We start from the raw sequence: 15016 nt of genomic DNA, 5'->3' as shown, positions 1-15016 counted from the left end.
TGAACGACTGCGTCCCTGACAGCACCGGCGGGCCGGTTTTCATTCCATTCCCGCTGCTCACCAGCTCAGGCGCGCCACGCCCTCCAGCAGCCGGTCCACGTCGGAGGCGTCGTTGTAGTGGACCAGCCCCGCGCGCACCGCGCCGCCCGAGTCGCGGATGCCGAGCGCGCCGGTCAGCTCCCAGGCGTAGTTGTGACCGTTCCAGACGTTCACGCCGAGCCCGGCCAGGTGCCCGGCGGCCTGGCGCGGCGTGTGCCCCGCCACGTTGAAGTAGGCCGTGGCGGTGCGCCTGGCCGGCTTGCCGTACACCGTGACGTGCGGCATGGTCTCCAATCCCGCGATCAGCCCCGCGAACAGCTCCCGCTCGTGCTCCTCCGCGGCGGCCATCGAGGTCAGCAGGCGTTCTCGGCGGGTGCCCGTGCCCGGGACCATGGCCGCCAGATGGTCCACGGCCGCGGTCACGCCCTCCAGGTCGGCGAAGGCGGCCGTGCCCGTCTCGAACCGGTGCGGCACCGTGTCCGGCGAGGAGGCCAGCTTGTCCGGGCTGATCGTCTCCAGCAGCGCCGGGTCGGCGACCACGGCGCCGATGTGCGGGCCCGCCCACTTGTAGGCGCTGGTGGCGTAGAAGTCCGCGCCCAGCGCGCGCATGTCCACCGGGCCGTGCGCGGTGGCGTGCACGCCGTCCACGTACGTCAGCGCGCCCGCCCGGTGCGCCAGTTCGGCGATCGCCGCCACGTCGGGCCGGGTGCCGAGGATGTTGCTGGCCGCCGTCACCGCGACCACCCTGGTGCGCTCGCCGATCAGCTCGGCGTACTGGTCGACGGGCAGCTCGCCGGTGACCGGGTCGACCTCGGCCCAGCGGACGGTGGCGCCGGTCTGCGTCCAGGGGCGGACGTTGGCGTCATGGTCGAGCCTGGACAGCACCACCTCGTCGCCGGGGCCCGCGATGGCCCTGGCCAGGCGGTAGGTGAGCGTGGTCATGTTCGGGCCGAGGATCACGCCGTCCGGATGGCCGCCGACGAGGTCAGCCACGGCGGCGCGGCAGCCTGTCACGATCGCGCCCGAGCGGTGGCTGGCGGGGAAGGCGCCGCCGACGTTGCCGATCCCGGTCCTGTAGGCGGAGGAGATGGCGTCGATCACCATTTGCGGGGTTTGGGTGCCCGCCGCGCCGTCGAGGTAGGCGAAGCCATCAGTGAGGGCGGGATAGGCGGAACGTACCGCTTTAATCGGGAAAGGCATGATATGTAGATGCTCACCCTCAGCGACCTCAACCGGACGACTTCCGCCCGATCCTCGCAATCGTCCGGCCGCGCTGACCGCACGCTCTCGACGACCTTCTGCGCTGGGGCCGTCGTCTGCGGAACTGTCGGTGGCATGTGGGAGCTTGTGAACGGCGCGCTGCCGGCCGAGGGGCGCGCCTGATGGCCTTCGCGGATGTCGAGAAAGGGATTGTGTCGTGGCTGCCGCCAAGGAGCTCTACGACGACCTGGTCATGGAGCAGCTTTGCCGGCCTGAGGTGAGCATGGGCGGATGTTCCACACTCAGGGCTCACGGTCAAAGGGAAGGTGTACGCGTTTTTCTCCAAAGACCGGTTGATTCTCAAGCTTCCGGCGGCGCGAGTTGGGGAACTTGTGAAGGAGGGGACGGCTGAGGTGATGGTGATGGCGGCGCGCAGGATGCGGGAGTGGGCGGCGGTGCGAGATCCGGACGAAGACCTTTGGCGGGAGCTGATAGCTGAGGCGGCCGCGTACGTGAAGGGACTGCCCCGCTGACCCGCCCACCCACCGGGACCCAACCCGCCCACCTTCCGGGGACCCCGCCCCGCCCCACCGCCGGGGTCTCCGGCCGGCCTTCCGCCGGGGTCCCTGACCGGCGCATTGCAGTGGTGCCGCCGTCGTCGGCATCGCCCAGGTGCCGTCGTGCGCCTGGGCATTGGGGCATTTGGGCGGGAGATGCGCCTCCGGGGGCGGACGTGATGAGGCCGGGGGAGGGGGCGTATTCGGGCGGTGGTGTGTCGCACTGTAGGTGAGTTAGCGGATCGCGTAGGTGCCGACGGCCAGTTCGAGGAGGTCGAAGACGTGGTGTGCGGTTTCTGTGAGGGCGGTGGCGATCTCGTCGGCGCTCTGACCGGCCAGGACGCGGGACTGGAGCTCCCGGAACAGCAGCCGGTCCGCCGCCGCGAGCTGCGCGGCCACGGCCCGAGCGATCAGTTCCTCGCCCACCACCCCGCCCCGACCGGGGCCGTCGATCGCACCCCGATTCCCAACCCCAGCCCCGGCTCCAGCTCCGGCCCCAGCCCGCTTGGCGCTCTCGACCAGCTTCCTGTCCCCGATCCCTTTGATGCCTCCAGCGTGTTCAGCAGCCCCAACGTGCTCAAAGGCCCCGGCGCGCTTCGCGTTCGCGGCGTGTTCGGTGGTGAGGTGGGTGGCGAGGGCGTGTTCGCGTTGGTCGTGGAGGTCGCGCAGGCGGGCGACGAGCGTCGGGCTGTCGGCGATCATGCGGGCGAAGTCGCGATCAGTGAAGCCGATCATCGGGTCCCGCCGTTCGAGCGCCTCGATGTACGCCCGCCGCACCGCCCCCAGCGCCGACTCACCGGCCGGGCGTCCGGCGACCGCGTCCGCCAGGCCGGACACGAAGGCCTCGAGGTGGCCGAGGGCCAGGTCTTCCTTGCGGGGAAAGTAGTTGGTGACGGTCATTTTGGCGACGCGTGCGGTGGTGGCGATGTCGGCGATCGTCGTTCCGTCGAAGCCATGCACCAGGAACAGTTGGGTAGCGTGGTGGGAGATGGCCTGCCTGGTCTCTCGCTTCTTCTGTTCCCGCAACCCCAGGGTGTCGATGCTCATAGCCGAAGTCTCCTGCGAATTTTTAGGTCCGACCTGATTTTAGGTTGAGCCTCAAAAGGCGGCCCACCTAAAATTAGGCGCGACCTAAGATTATGTCGTGCGTCCACTCCAAAGCGAGCGAGGAGAGTGCTTTGTCCCAAGCAGCAGAGGTTCTCGAACTGGACGACAACATCGCCGACGGTGGTGCGGCCGTTGGTGCCGATTCGGTCAAGACGTACCTGAAGGCGATCGGTCGTGTGCCCCTGCTCACCGCCGAGCAGGAGATCGAGCTGGCCAAGCGCATCGAGGCGGGCCTGTTCGCGCAGGAGCGGCTCGACACCGAGCCCGGGTTGTCCGACGACCTCATAGCCGACCTCCAGTGGATCGCCGAGGACGGCATGCGGGCCAAGCGGCGCATGCTGGAGGCCAACCTGCGCCTGGTCGTCTCCATCGCCAAGCGCTACACCGGCCGCGGCATGCTCTTCCTCGACCTCATCCAGGAGGGCAACCTGGGCCTGATCCGGACGATCGAGAAGTTCGACTACCGGCTCGGCTACAAGTTCTCCACCTACGCCACCTGGTGGATCAAGCAGGCCATCACCCGGGCCATGGCCGACCAGGCCAGGACGATCCGCATCCCCGTCCACATGGTGGAGCTGATCAACAAGGTGGCCCGCGTGCAGCGCCGCCTGCAGAGCGATCTCGGCCGCGAGCCCACGCCCGAGGAGATCGCCAAGGAGTGCGAGCTCGACGTCGACCGCGTCGTCGAGGTCCAGGGCTACGGGCGCGAGCCGATCTCCCTGCACACGCCGCTGGGCGAGGAGGGCGACAGCGAGTTCGGCGACCTCATCGAGGACACCGAGGCCATCTCCCCGGCCGACGCGGTCTCGTTCACGCTGCTCCAGCAGCAGTTGCACGCCCTGCTCGACCAGCTCTCCGAGCGCGAGGCGGGCGTGATCAGCATGCGGTACGGCCTGACCGACGGCAAGCCGATGACGCTCGACGAGATCGGCCGCGTCTACGGCGTCACCCGTGAGCGGATCAGGCAGATCGAGGCCAAGACGATGTCGAAACTGCGCCACCCGTCCCGCGCCCTGGCACTGCGCGACTACCTGAGCTGACAGCCCCCGGCGCAAGGACCCACGCGCACAAACGCCCATGCAGAAAGCCCGCACAGAAAGGCTGATCACGTCTCCCACCACCGCGCCGTCACGAGGCCCGACACCGCGCGCGATCCCGAGGGCGCGGTCGGCTCGCACAACCGACGGCGGTGGCTGACGATGGGCCGCATGCAGATCGACTACCTGGTCGCCGAGACGCTCGCGGTGCCGGCCCGCAGGCATGGCCTGATGGCAACATTCATGGACGACCGGGAGCGGATGCCGCCCAAGCAGTCGAAGATCCGCATCACCAGACAGTCCTTCATTTAGCGGCTTTTTGCCAGAACTCCTCAAGCTTGGCCGCGCCCGCCGCCGGATCCTGCACCATCCACCAGTGGCCAAGCCCCGGAAGCTCGGCCACCGCCGCACCGGCCCTGGCAGCCGTCGCCGGAACCAGGCGAGGCAGCAGGAACGTGTCCTGCGACGGCAGCAGCACCAGCCCCGGCTTGGGGATGTCGGCGAACGCGGGCGACCACTCCGCCGCCACGTCCACGGCCGACCGGTACAGGGCCAGGATGCTCTCCGCCATCACCGCGTCCATGCTCGCCACCATCGCCGCCGCCTGCTCATACGGGACGCCGGCCGCCGTCAGCCCCTCGGCCTGCCGCTCGATCGGCGTGGTGTGCCGCCGCTCGAAGAACTCCTCGCCCGCCCCCGGCGTCTGCCACAACCTGGCCAAATCGTGCCAGACGAAGTCGGGATGGGCGATGGCGGCGGCGTCGGTCGCCCACGTGCGCACGAGGTCGGGACGGGTGCTGACCAGGCGCACCACGAAGCCGCCGCCCCAGTCGTGGCCCACCAGGTCGACCTCCCCGGGGATCGACTCCAGCTCGCCGGCCAGCCAGCGCACGTACTCCTCTTTCGTGGAGGTGAAACCGGACGGCCGGGGGCCGCCGAAGCCGGGCAGCCGCAGGGCGCGCACGTCCGGACGGCCCAGGGCCGCGCGGAGCGGATCCCAGATCGCCGGGGTCTCGGGGACGCCGTGAAGCAGGACGACAGTGCTCATGGACGCGCTCTTTCCGCCGGGTCTGCCTCGACACTACGCCGCGGGCGGGTTATCGAACTGCGCATCGCCGGGCCGGTCGCTATGTTTAGGACGTGAGAGATGTTCGCGCACTTCCCAAGGCCCACCTGCACGTTCACCTGGAAAGCACCGTACGGCCGCAGACCGTGCGAGAGCTGGGCGGGACGCCCGAGCCGGGCAAGGCGTTCAACAACTTCAGGGAGTTCGGCGACGAACGGGCCAAAGTGCGCGACCTGCTGCGCACCCCCGAGCACTTCCGCAGGATCGCGGTCGAGTTCTGCGAGGACGAGGCCGCCCAGGGCACCCGTTACGTCGAGGTCACGTTCACGGCGGCCTCCCACGGCGAGCGGGTCGGAGAGCCGGAAATGCCGCTGGAGGCGGTGCTCGACGGGCTGGCCGAGGGCGGGGGCAGGTATGGGATCGAGTGGCGGGTGCTGCTCGACCACTCCAGGCGGCGGCCGCTGGAGCGGTTCTGGCGCACGTTCAAGCTGGCCTCCCGCTACGACCGGGTGGTCGGCATCGGGCTGGCCGGCGACGAGAGCCACCCGCTGGCGCCGTTCGCCGAGGTGATCGAGGCGGCCAGGGACGCGGGCCTGCACCTGGTGCACCACGCGGGGGAGGCGGCCGGCGCGGCCAGCATCCGCGAAGCGCTCGACGTCGGACACGCCGAGCGGCTCGGGCACGGCATCCGGGTGATCGACGACCCCGGCGTGGTCGCGGAGGTACGCGAGCGCCGGATCCCGCTGGAGGTCTGCCCCACCTCCAATGTTCTGCTGGGATTCGTCCCCTCGCTGGCCGCCCACCCGCTGCCCCGGCTGGTCGAGGCGGGGCTCCTGGTGACCGTCAACACGGACGGCGAGACGGAGCTGGCGGCGGAGTACGCACGGCTGGGCGAGGTCTTCGGGTACGGCGACGCCGAACTGGCCGAGCTGGCACGGACCTCGATCGACGCCTCGTTCGCCCCCGAGGAGGTCAAAACGCGCCTACGGGCCGAGGTGGACGCCTGGCTGAGCTCGCCGTCATAACCGAGGGCGGCGAGCTGGTTGGTCGCGGCGACGCGCATGTCGACCAGGTCGGTGCGGGTGCGCACGACGGTCCGCAGCGCCTTGGTGTCGTCGGACTTCTAATCCGACGGTCGCAGGTTCGAATCCTGCAGGGCGCGCTTTGATCATGCTCTGACCTGCGGTAATGCGGGATCGGATGCGTTCTAGAATTTTCGTCTAGCGTTTGCGTGCTCCGTACGTGCTCGCGCGCCACCAACCCCGCACACGCCATGATCGTCCGTGCCTCCTGAGACTGCGCAAGAGTAGCGGGCCCCCCGGCCCCGCAGCCGCCGCGAGCAGGCGGCGAGTGCGGGGCCGGATGCTTAATCCGACTGTCAGCTTCTCAGCGAGATGAGTTTCCCGGGGTCGGCCTGGTCTTCGTCGCCGAAGAGCAGGGCGGCGGTCTTCTCAGCCGCGGCTGTGGCCACCTGTGGGTAGACGGAGGTGTAGGTGTCGGCGGTGAAGGCGCTGGAGGTGTGTCCCAGGGTCTCCTGTACCACTTTCATTTCCACCCCGGCCGCCAGCATCAGCGAGGCCGCGCCATGGCGGAGGTCATGCAGTCGGACGGGCGGTAGTCCGGCCAGGTAGGCGAGCCAGAGGAATTGGTCGGAGACGTGCTGGGGATGCAGGCGGCTGCCGTCGGGTTGGGTGAAGACGAACCGGTGTCGTTCCACGCTTCGCCCATGGCCGGCCGTTCCTGGAGTTGCTGCTGCCGATGGGCACGTAGGACTTGGGCGGTGTCGGTGTCCAGGGCGATGGTGCGGACTGAGGCGTCGGTTTTCGGGGTGCCTTCGTGGACCTGCCAGGCCAGCTGTACGAGTTGCCAGTTCACGGTCAGGGTGCGATCGTTGAGGTCGACCTCTTTCCAGCGCAGTCCGCATGCCTCGCCCCGGCGTAGTCCGCGCAGCGCGATCAACTGATGCAGGGCGAAGAGGCGATGCCGCCGAGCTTCTTCGAGGAACAGGCGGGTCTGGGCGGGCGTCCACACCATGACCGGGGAGGGGCGTGACACGCTGGTGTAGGCGTCGATCGGATCGACCCGTCTACCGGCGCGACGCTGCTTTCCGCCTGGCGGTATCGGCGGTAGTCGGTCTGCCAGGCACGGACCCGGTCCTCAGTCCACACCAGCGCTCTGGGCCGTGACTTGGCCGGCATCTCCAGCACGGCGGCGGGGTGAGGTGCCCAACAGATTCCGGACAGTCGGCTACATAAGCTGACAGAAGTCTGGAAGAGGTAGGTACGTGACGAGGCGTCGCAGGCAGTTCTCGCCGGAGTTCAAGGAAGAAGCCATCCGCATGGTGCCGGAGGGCGTGCGGCCGGCCCTACATCGTCCACGCGTCTGGTTCCGCCACTGCAAGAGCATCAAGCAGAATCCAGCTTTCCGAGTGAAGGCCGCTGCGCGTCAGAGCCGGTCGCGCCGTTCAGCTGCTCCAAGAGGGCGGCTGGATCGCGCACGAGAAGCGGATTTCGCTTCATGGAAACCAGCTCCTCAGGCGTCAGATCCCTGACGATGAGCACACCGTCGACCTTAAGGATCAAGATGGAACTAATCATGATGGCAGCCGTAGGCTGCGATTCGAGCGCCGTAATCAACGATGCAACGGCTGCGCTCTTTTTCTCGTCGATGCCCGCGACAGGCTCATACAAGATCTTGACCCTCGCTGCGTACTCCAGTTCATGGAGGAGCTGCTTGGCCACAGGCGATCCGGCAAGGGCCCGTACCCGCAGTCGGAGGCGGCGAAGCCAGGACGCACGAATGATCGGAAGCCGTTCCTCGACCCCGATACCGAACGCCTCCAACACCGCAACGACCGCAGCCTCAACCTCACTCGCGCCGTCGTCTGTAGGCAAGAAGATCAGCGCGCCAGCGCCATCACGTGCCTCAGCAATCCACTCGGCTAGCGCTGTTGCAGCGGGATTCGCATCAGCGTGGGTTGGATGGCGGGCAGCCGAAGGAGGATCAACCCGTGAACCAGGCGCTGGCGAGGTTGGGGAACCATCGCTGCTGCCGCCCAGCGCGATCATTTCGCGGCTGTACGTTCCGGCATCGGATAGGAGGACAGCAACCTCCTCTGCCCGCATGCGGTCACGAGGATCCTTGCGGAGCAGCCCTTCGATCACCGGCTGGAGCACACCGGCTCGGTGAGGCGGAGAGTAGCTCCCCCTCGCGAGAGAAGCAAGCACCGAGGGCAGGCCCGGGGGGCCATAGGGTGATTCCCCTTCGACGGCGGCGTAGATCGTCGCCCCGAAGGCCCACATGTCCGCTTCCCGACTGGCACCCTCTCCGTAAATCCTCTCGGGAGCCATGAAGTCGGGAGAGGCAGGTAGCCCGCCGGCTTGGACCACCCAGAAATCTTTGAGCACTACGCGGTCGTTGGTGAGCATGACGTTGGCAGGCTTGACGTCGCCATGCAGGACGCCGGATCGGTGCGCGTCCTGGAGCGCAGCCAGCAGGTCCCGACCAATGGCCGCAACTGACTGGGGCGGCAGCGTGCCGACCTGCGATAGCACGTCGTGGAGGGAGATCCCGTTGAGGTACTCCATCACGATCCAGAGCTGTTCGCTGTCGTCGACGATGTCGTAAATGGTGACGATGTTCGGGTGCGAAAGCCGGGCGAGCAGACGGGCCTCGCGCAATATCCTGTTGCGCAAAACAGCGCGCACATTAGCATCACCCTCGCCGGTTAGCGTTAGTTGCTTGAGCGCTACCTCGCGTCCGAACACCGGGTCAAAGGCGCGCCAGACAACACCCGCGCCGCTACTGCCGAGCCGGACGTCCAACCGGTACCGCCCGCCGACCTGTTGCATTCCGCCTCCAGATCCGACCACGGGTCCCAGCCCAGCGGTTGCGCGGCTGCAGTCATGTGATCGCTTTGGTTATAGATTCTGGCGGTCGGCCTTGAACGATGGGGGACTTTGCCGTGATTCCACCCCTCGAACCACGCATCGACGCCCGCGCCCTCACAGAGCCATCCACCGCGACAAGCCCCACCACGCTAGAAGGCCGCTGAGAAGCTTTCTCACTCCAGGCCAGGAGGTCGCCGAGTACCGCGCCGAACAGGGAGAGCGGCTGGATGAGATGCTGCGCCACACGTACGAGGTGCTTGGGCGGAAGCACATCACCGTCTCGAACTGCAAGGTCATCCACCACGACGGGGCGCCGCTTGAGGACGACGGCCCCGACGCTGCTGGCCATCAAGACCGTGCTCGCGATCGAAGAGCGCGCGCGCCTGTTCGGCCTGGACACGCCGGTCAAGCAGATCGTGGGCGGCGAGATACAGGTGACGTACAGCTTCGAGGGCGTGAACTTGGACGACCTGACCTGATTCGCCCACGTGCAATGATCGCGAAACGATCGGCATGAGGATCTCCCGCGGCAGTGCCGTCTCCCTCTCGGCCACCGGCACCCCCGTCGAGGCGTACATCGTCTTCAGCAACGGTTCGGAAGAGGCAGCCCCCGTCGTCGCGTGGGTCACCGTCGTCAGCGCCCACGATGACGAAGAGGGCGAGGCGGACATCGATATCAGCCCAGTCGTAATTTACGACGGGCGCGCGTGGGCCGTGCCCGACCTCAGAGACGAGTATGGTGCCCGGCTGGTTCTTCGCCCCGTGGACCCTTCGCCGGGCGACTGATCGCGTTTCCGTGCGCTGCCGTCGGCTCCAGTAGGTCAAGCGGGCATCGTGCAGCGCCGAACAGCTCCAGGCAGGCAGGGATGATCCTCTCTGAGATGCCCGACGCGCGGTGCGGAGTCACGCAGGGTGGCTCCGGAGGTGGGTGTGCCGAGCAGGGCGCGTAGGCTGCGCTCGCCTTGGCCGTTGACTCTCTTCCATCAAATCAGGACGACGCCGACCAGATGGGAAGAAGTAGTAGGCGCCATGTTGTGTGCGCAGGTCGCCGATCGACCCCGGCTGGGCGAAAGGCTCACGCGGGCTGGCCCGCATGACCAAGAAAGACCTCGGCGCCTTCTACGACGAGTACATCGCCCTGTTCCTGCGCTACAGCTGTAAGGCCGAAGAGGCCAGCCCCGACGCCCGCCTCATCTACGCCTGTTTCTTCACCCTGCCCGTGGATGAGGACTGGGGCCGGCTTCGACCACCGCTCGACGGCACGGGTCTCACTGAGGCTCTGGACGCGCCCCGCTCTCCCAATCCTGATCCGGTGTCGCTACGCTCTGGGTCGATCATGTGGAGGAAAGGCGGCCATGACCGGGACCTGTACATTTTGCGGCATCGTTGCTGGAGAGATCCCCGCGGAGATCGTCTACTCCGACGAGCACGTGGTCGCCTTCCTTGACATCTCGCAGGCGACTCGCGGTCACACCCTGGTCGTCCCCCGCGAGCACTGTCGCGACCTGACCGACATCGGCCCGGACCGCGCGGGTCTGCTGATGCGGGGTGCTGTGCACACCGCCGCCCTGCTGCGGCGCGCGCTGGAACCGGGCGGGATGAACATCTGGCACGCCACCGGCCCTACGGCCTGGCAGACCGTGTTCCATTTCCACCTTCACCTGCTTCCCCGCTACACCCCGGAGGATCTCAGACAGGCATGGACGCATCGGGAACTGCCGCTGTCGTCGCTGTCGCCACTCGCCGATCACATCAGGACCGCCGCGGCGTCCTGAGAGCGGCGTCACTCCGGCGCCGTCCGCATGGTTTACCCCACGTGGACGGCGCGGGGAGTGACAGTTGGAACCAGCGACGACTTCGATCGGAGCGGGTAGCTTGCGCTGCGGAGATCACCGAATTGCGTACGGGTTAGAGCACGTGCCGAGCACTGCGACCGTCATCTATAGATGGTGCCGGCGTGGCTGGAGCGCGGGATCCATTCCGGGGAGCCGTGATGTAATGATCGAGTAGGGCGGCGGCCGTGCTCGGTGCGTGCTCGTACGCCCCGGCACGTGTCGTCAGGGCGGCACCTACTCCAGTTCGGCGCACTCTTACGTCTGGCAGGAAGCCCGCAAGCTCGTCTGAGGTGCCCAGCAGATTAGCGCGGCGAACCCCTCTCTGTCAGACCCTTAGACCTGACAGGGGCGCCGGTGCCTCCGATGGCGACGTTGCGCGGCGCATGAGCGGGCCGCGGTGAGCGCCGTCCGCACCGCCGAACCTAGGGGTGCGGCAGGCGCAGTCCTGCGATGAGGAGTTCGACCAGCCGGCGGGCGTCGTAGCGGGGATCGTTGTCCGCGCCGATGCAGAGGTTTCCGACGCCGCGCATGAGCTCGTAGGCATCCACGTCGGAGCGGATCTCACCGGCGGCGGCTGCGGCTTCGAGCAACTTGGCGCACGCGGGTACGAGCCGGTCGAGGAAGTACGCGTGCAGCGTGTCGAAGCCGGCGTCGTCGGACCGCAGCACGGCGGCCAGCCCATGCTTGGTGACCAGGAAGTCGACGAACAGATTGATCCATCGCCCCAGTGCGGCATGCGGGGTGACGCCGCTCGCCAACAGGGTAGGAGCGGCCTCGGCGCAGGCCTCGACCTGGTGCCGGTAGACGGCGATGATGAGCTCCGCCCGCGTCGGGAAGTGGCGGTAGATCGTGGCCACCCCGACTCCCGCCCTGGCCGCGATGTCGCGCACCGGCGCTTCGACGCCCGAGGTCACGAAGACCGCCGCGGCGGCGTCGAGCAGCGTCCTCTCGTTGCGCCGGGCGTCGGCCCGCTTGCGCGGGACTGCACGCCCTGCGCCCTCGCCGCTGTCGTCCACCTCTTCGGGATCATGACCGCCCCGTCGCAGGTCGACTATCAGGACATCCTGCGGGTCTGGCGCGAGGCGGACACGATCCCGGAGATCGAGCACGCGTGGCTGTTCGACCACCTCCTGCCCATCTTCGGCGACCCGAACGGAACGACCCACGAAGGCTGGACACTCCTCTCGGCCCTCGCCGCCCAGACTCGGCGACTGCGGCTCGGCGTGATGGTGACCAGCAACCGCATCCGGCCGCCCGCGATGCTGGCCAAGATCGCCGCGACCGTCGACATCGTCTCCGGCGGACGGCTCGACTTCGGCATCGGCGCCGGCTCGCGGCCGAGCTGGCCGGGGGCCCGGCGCGAGTACGAGGCGCACGGCCTGCCCTTCCACGCCGCCGCCCACGCCGTGGAGAGCCTCGCCGAAGCGTGCACGGTGATCCGGCGGCTGTGGACCGAGCCCGAACCGTTCGACTTCCACGGCGCCCACGTCCGGCTCACCGGCGCGTTCTGCAACCCCAAACCCGTCCAGCGCCCCCACCCGCCCATCCTCATCGGCGGGCGCTCGGGCCCGACGCTGCGCGTTGCCGCCGAGCACGCCGACCTGTGGAACATCCCCGGCGGCGACATCGACGATGTCGTCCGCCGCAGCGAACTGCTGGACCGCTACTGCGCCGAACTCGGTCGCGACCCTGCCTCGATCACCCGCTCGATCCATCTGCCGGTCTCGTACGACCAGCCCGGCATCACCCGGGATTCGATCGGCGAGGCGCTCGACGCCGGCTTCCGGCACATCGTCCTCGGGCTGGGGGCGCCCTACCCGGCGAACGTCGTACGGTGGGTCGCCGACGAGCTCATCAAGCCGTCGGCCTAAAAGTGGGTTGGTGGTCACGTCGCCTCTTCTCGTATCCCTTTGACCTGCACAAACGCGCTGTAAGCGTTTTGAGGCGCTCGAGCGCCGACCTTGCCCCACTATGCGGCCTCGCGAATTTTGCCCCCAAGAGGTCGGCCGCTCCGTCGGCCGACCCAGTGATGACTCCAACTTGGTCGGTCGTAGCAGGTTCCGGGCTTGCTGGGTGGTCCATGCGCCTGTTGGGTTGGAGGTGACGCCCAGCAGGTGGACGCGGCGTGTCTCGATCTCCATGACGAACAGGACGTACAGGCGTTGAGGAAAACGGTGTCGACGTGCGGGAAGTCGCAGGCCAGGATGCCGGAGGCTTGGGAGGTGAGGAACTGTCGCCAGGTCGGTGATTTCTGGCGTGGCGCTGGGCCGAGACCGGCCGCGGTGAGGATGCGGCGGATGGTGCCCTCCCCGATCTGATGGCCGAGGCCGAGCAGTTCACCCTGGATCCGCCGGTGCCCCCATCGTGGGTTCTGTCTGGCCATTCGGATCACCAGGTTACGCAGCTCATCCGGGATCGGTGGACGTCCGGCCGCGTTTGGGTAGGTCCAGCGTTGGCTGACCAGGCGACGGTGCCAGGTCGGCAGCGCCCGGTCGGCCCGGTCTGGTCGTGGCGGGGCGACCTGACGACGCAGGAGGGCGACCTCATGACGCAGCACCAGGGTCTCCATGTCCTTGGAGGTGTCGCCCCGCGCGAGTAGGGTCAACCAGCCGAGCAACCGGACCATGAGCAGATACAGCAGAGGCGGCGGAGCGGCTATGGATCGTGGAGGGCGCTCTTGTTCCGGTTCGGGATCGCACGGTCGGTGCTTCCAGCAAGAACTACCGCTTCTCCGCCAAGGTGCAGGTCGTTATCGATGCTGACACCAGGCTGGTGGTGGCCATGGGGCCGCCGGAACCGGGCAACAAGGCCGACGCTCATGCCTGGCGGGACTCCGGCCTGGCGGCCCACTGCGCGGTTGCCACGGTCCTGGCCGATGGCGCTCATGTCAATACCGGTCTGGTCGCCCCGCACCGAAGACGGGTGGGATGGCCTCTGCTGCGGGCCTTGGAGGAAGACAACACTGAACACCGGCGCGTCCGCGCCCGCGTCGAGCACACCTTCGCCCGGATGAAGAACTACAAGATCCTGCGCGACTGCCGACAGAAAGGAACCGGCCTCCATCACGCTGTCCCGGCCGTCGCGCACATGCACAACCTGGCCCTCACGGCATGAGTACGATCGCCGCAGAACCGACCTGACCTGCCCACTCGCGGATTTCTGCAACACCCTTTAGGCGATGTTCGGCATGGTGAGCTCGCTCCTCCTCGTCCGGCACGATCGAATAGAGGAGGTGCTCGGCATCGAGCCAGTTCGCGTCGATCTCCTGACCGGTTACCCGGCCAATCGCGACCAGCCCGGAGGTGAAGATTTCGTTCGGCTCAGCCCCGCCGCTGATTTCAATGCCGATACGGAGCCCCGTTAGGTGATGGTCCAGAGCAGTGGGATCGGCTCCTGAGCGGTCATCTGGATCAATGAGATTCAGGCAAGTGACGAGTTCCCCCTCGATCGCGTACCTGAGCTTGGGGTCGTCGTCCAGTGGAACCCAGTCGAGGCTCAGAGCGCGCCCGCCATCGCGTGACAGGGCGGCCAGAGCGTCGGCCCCGGTGGCGTCTTGGTCGCCGACGGCCAGCGTCCAGTCGCCGGCCTGGCCGATGAGCACGGTCCTGACCCCGTCTTCGTACGGACCTGTCTCCAGATCGCTGAACTGCCCGGGCTCCCCAGCTTCAGGGTCGAACCCGAGGATCCGGGCGACCTCCTTCACCGCGCGCCCTTCGCTCCAGACCGCGAAGAACCGGCTTAGCGGCTCATCAACTTCCTCGTAAGAGGCGAGCAGGTCGAAGAGTCTGTCTGGTGACTGCACAGTAGATTCACTCCATTCAAGGTGAATGCCGCCCGGCAGTGCTGCCGGGCGGCTATGTCGCTATCTTGCCGATGATCTCGTTGTTGTGCTGGGCATACTAGGAGTCCGGCGTTCCGACGACGCGGACCCAGAATCTGACCAGTGGGCGGGGACATCGCAACCCCGAAGCGCACGCCTTGTGGCAGAAGGCATTCGAGGGCGACCTTCCGCCCTCCACCGCACTTGAGGTCCCGGGGACGCCGCTGTACGGGTCGCTCGTGGACCTTGAGGCATGGGCCGTCGCTCCTCGTGACAGAAGCCTGGAGCCGCTGACGAGAGTCCCGGGACCGCAGGGCACCTGTGACGCCGTGATCGTCCGAGGCGATCAGCGTCTCGCGGTCGCAACCCCCTCTCTGTCAGACTCTCGTGAGACCTGGGGACGAAGTAGTCTTCTGTGACTCAATCAGGGCGAGAACAGGATCTTTCAGACAGTGACCTTGACCG

Annotated in this window: 15 protein-coding genes, 1 tRNA gene and 1 pseudogene; 9 read left to right on the top strand and 8 right to left on the bottom strand. The window is 67.6% G+C overall.

Translation table 11 applies throughout. The features are described from left to right. Positions 1–57 precede the first annotated feature (57 nt). Both ACFOY2_RS47595 and ACFOY2_RS47590 read right to left on the bottom strand, forming a co-directional pair. Positions 58–1239 carry a cysteine desulfurase-like protein gene (locus tag ACFOY2_RS47595; protein ID WP_379534775.1) on the bottom strand — a complete coding sequence of 394 codons (1182 nt, stop codon included), beginning with the start codon at positions 1237–1239 and terminating at the stop codon, positions 58–60. 791 nt (positions 1240–2030) lie between these two features. Beyond that, positions 2031–2843 (bottom strand): TetR/AcrR family transcriptional regulator, encoded by an 813-nt coding sequence (locus tag ACFOY2_RS47590; protein WP_379534774.1) that lies wholly within the window; start codon positions 2841–2843, stop codon positions 2031–2033. A gap of 149 nt (positions 2844–2992) precedes the next feature. Between ACFOY2_RS47590 and ACFOY2_RS47585 the strand changes: the two are divergent. Together ACFOY2_RS47585 and ACFOY2_RS47580 are read left to right on the top strand one after the other, a co-directional pair. Beyond that, positions 2993–3943 (top strand): annotated as a pseudogene (locus tag ACFOY2_RS47585) (RNA polymerase sigma factor); the annotation flags it as partial. 168 nt (positions 3944–4111) lie between these two features. After that, entirely contained in the window at positions 4112–4252 is a 141-nt protein-coding gene (locus ACFOY2_RS47580; RefSeq protein WP_379534773.1) for a hypothetical protein, read from the top strand. On the opposite strand, the gene ACFOY2_RS47575 is transcribed toward ACFOY2_RS47580, so the two are convergent. Further along, positions 4245–4988 carry an alpha/beta fold hydrolase gene (locus ACFOY2_RS47575; protein WP_379534772.1) on the bottom strand — a complete coding sequence of 248 codons (744 nt, stop codon included), beginning with the start codon at positions 4986–4988 and terminating at the stop codon, positions 4245–4247. The two genes, ACFOY2_RS47580 and ACFOY2_RS47575, sit on opposite strands and share 8 nt — an antisense overlap. A 92-nt stretch (positions 4989–5080) precedes the next feature. Here ACFOY2_RS47575 and add point away from each other — a divergent pair, with 92 nt between their 5' ends. Both add and ACFOY2_RS47565 read left to right on the top strand, forming a co-directional pair. Continuing rightward, the gene (gene add / locus ACFOY2_RS47570) at positions 5081–6031 is read left to right on the top strand and encodes an adenosine deaminase (protein WP_379534771.1); all 951 of its coding nucleotides are present in this window, start codon (positions 5081–5083) and stop codon (positions 6029–6031) included. Positions 6032–6107: 76 nt separating this feature from the next. Continuing rightward, positions 6108–6168 (top strand) — tRNA-OTHER (locus ACFOY2_RS47565). A 216-nt stretch (positions 6169–6384) separates the two neighbouring features. Here the strand turns inward: ACFOY2_RS47565 and ACFOY2_RS47560 are convergent. The 3 genes from ACFOY2_RS47560 to ACFOY2_RS47550 all read right to left on the bottom strand — a co-directional run bounded on the left by ACFOY2_RS47560 (position 6385) and on the right by ACFOY2_RS47550 (position 8857). Beyond that, the gene (locus ACFOY2_RS47560; protein WP_379534871.1) at positions 6385–6678 is read right to left on the bottom strand and encodes a tyrosine-type recombinase/integrase; all 294 of its coding nucleotides are present in this window, start codon (positions 6676–6678) and stop codon (positions 6385–6387) included. Next, the gene (locus ACFOY2_RS47555) at positions 6576–7040 is read right to left on the bottom strand and encodes a hypothetical protein (RefSeq protein WP_379534875.1); all 465 of its coding nucleotides are present in this window, start codon (positions 7038–7040) and stop codon (positions 6576–6578) included. The genes ACFOY2_RS47560 and ACFOY2_RS47555 overlap by 103 nt, the downstream gene beginning before the upstream one ends. A gap of 371 nt (positions 7041–7411) precedes the next feature. Next, positions 7412–8857: a serine/threonine-protein kinase gene (locus tag ACFOY2_RS47550; RefSeq protein ID WP_379534770.1), complete on the bottom strand. Its 1446-nt coding sequence runs from the start codon at positions 8855–8857 to the stop codon at positions 7412–7414. A gap of 356 nt (positions 8858–9213) precedes the next feature. Here ACFOY2_RS47550 and ACFOY2_RS47545 point away from each other — a divergent pair, with 356 nt between their 5' ends. From ACFOY2_RS47545 to ACFOY2_RS47535, 3 genes are all read left to right on the top strand, one after another. Next, the gene (locus ACFOY2_RS47545; RefSeq protein ID WP_379534769.1) at positions 9214–9375 is read left to right on the top strand and encodes a hypothetical protein; all 162 of its coding nucleotides are present in this window, start codon (positions 9214–9216) and stop codon (positions 9373–9375) included. 34 nt (positions 9376–9409) lie between these two features. Beyond that, positions 9410–9682 carry a hypothetical protein gene (locus ACFOY2_RS47540; RefSeq protein WP_379534768.1) on the top strand — a complete coding sequence of 91 codons (273 nt, stop codon included), beginning with the start codon at positions 9410–9412 and terminating at the stop codon, positions 9680–9682. 569 nt (positions 9683–10251) lie between these two features. Then, entirely contained in the window at positions 10252–10671 is a 420-nt protein-coding gene (locus ACFOY2_RS47535; protein WP_379534767.1) for an HIT family protein, read from the top strand. A 482-nt stretch (positions 10672–11153) separates the two neighbouring features. On the opposite strand, the gene ACFOY2_RS47530 is transcribed toward ACFOY2_RS47535, so the two are convergent. Beyond that, positions 11154–11747: a TetR/AcrR family transcriptional regulator gene (locus ACFOY2_RS47530; RefSeq protein WP_379534766.1), complete on the bottom strand. Its 594-nt coding sequence runs from the start codon at positions 11745–11747 to the stop codon at positions 11154–11156. A gap of 12 nt (positions 11748–11759) precedes the next feature. Between ACFOY2_RS47530 and ACFOY2_RS47525 the strand changes: the two genes are divergently transcribed. After that, positions 11760–12602, top strand: a complete 843-nt coding sequence (locus ACFOY2_RS47525) for an LLM class flavin-dependent oxidoreductase (RefSeq protein ID WP_379534765.1) — start codon at positions 11760–11762, stop codon at positions 12600–12602. 793 nt (positions 12603–13395) lie between these two features. After that, positions 13396–13845, top strand: a complete 450-nt coding sequence (locus tag ACFOY2_RS47520) for a transposase (protein ID WP_379534764.1) — start codon at positions 13396–13398, stop codon at positions 13843–13845. Here the strand turns inward: ACFOY2_RS47520 and ACFOY2_RS47515 are convergent. Further along, a complete protein-coding gene (locus tag ACFOY2_RS47515) occupies positions 13835–14533 on the bottom strand; it encodes a DUF6461 domain-containing protein (RefSeq protein WP_379534763.1) in 699 nt (232 codons plus the stop codon). The two genes, ACFOY2_RS47520 and ACFOY2_RS47515, sit on opposite strands and share 11 nt — an antisense overlap. Positions 14534–15016: the final 483 nt, after the last annotated feature.

Origin of the sequence: Nonomuraea purpurea (genome assembly GCF_042650645.1) — a bacterium.
GTDB lineage: Bacteria > Actinomycetota > Actinomycetes > Streptosporangiales > Streptosporangiaceae > Nonomuraea > Nonomuraea purpurea.
The sequence above is the reverse complement of the archived record's forward strand: the minus strand, read 5'-3'. Positions and strand labels throughout refer to the sequence as shown.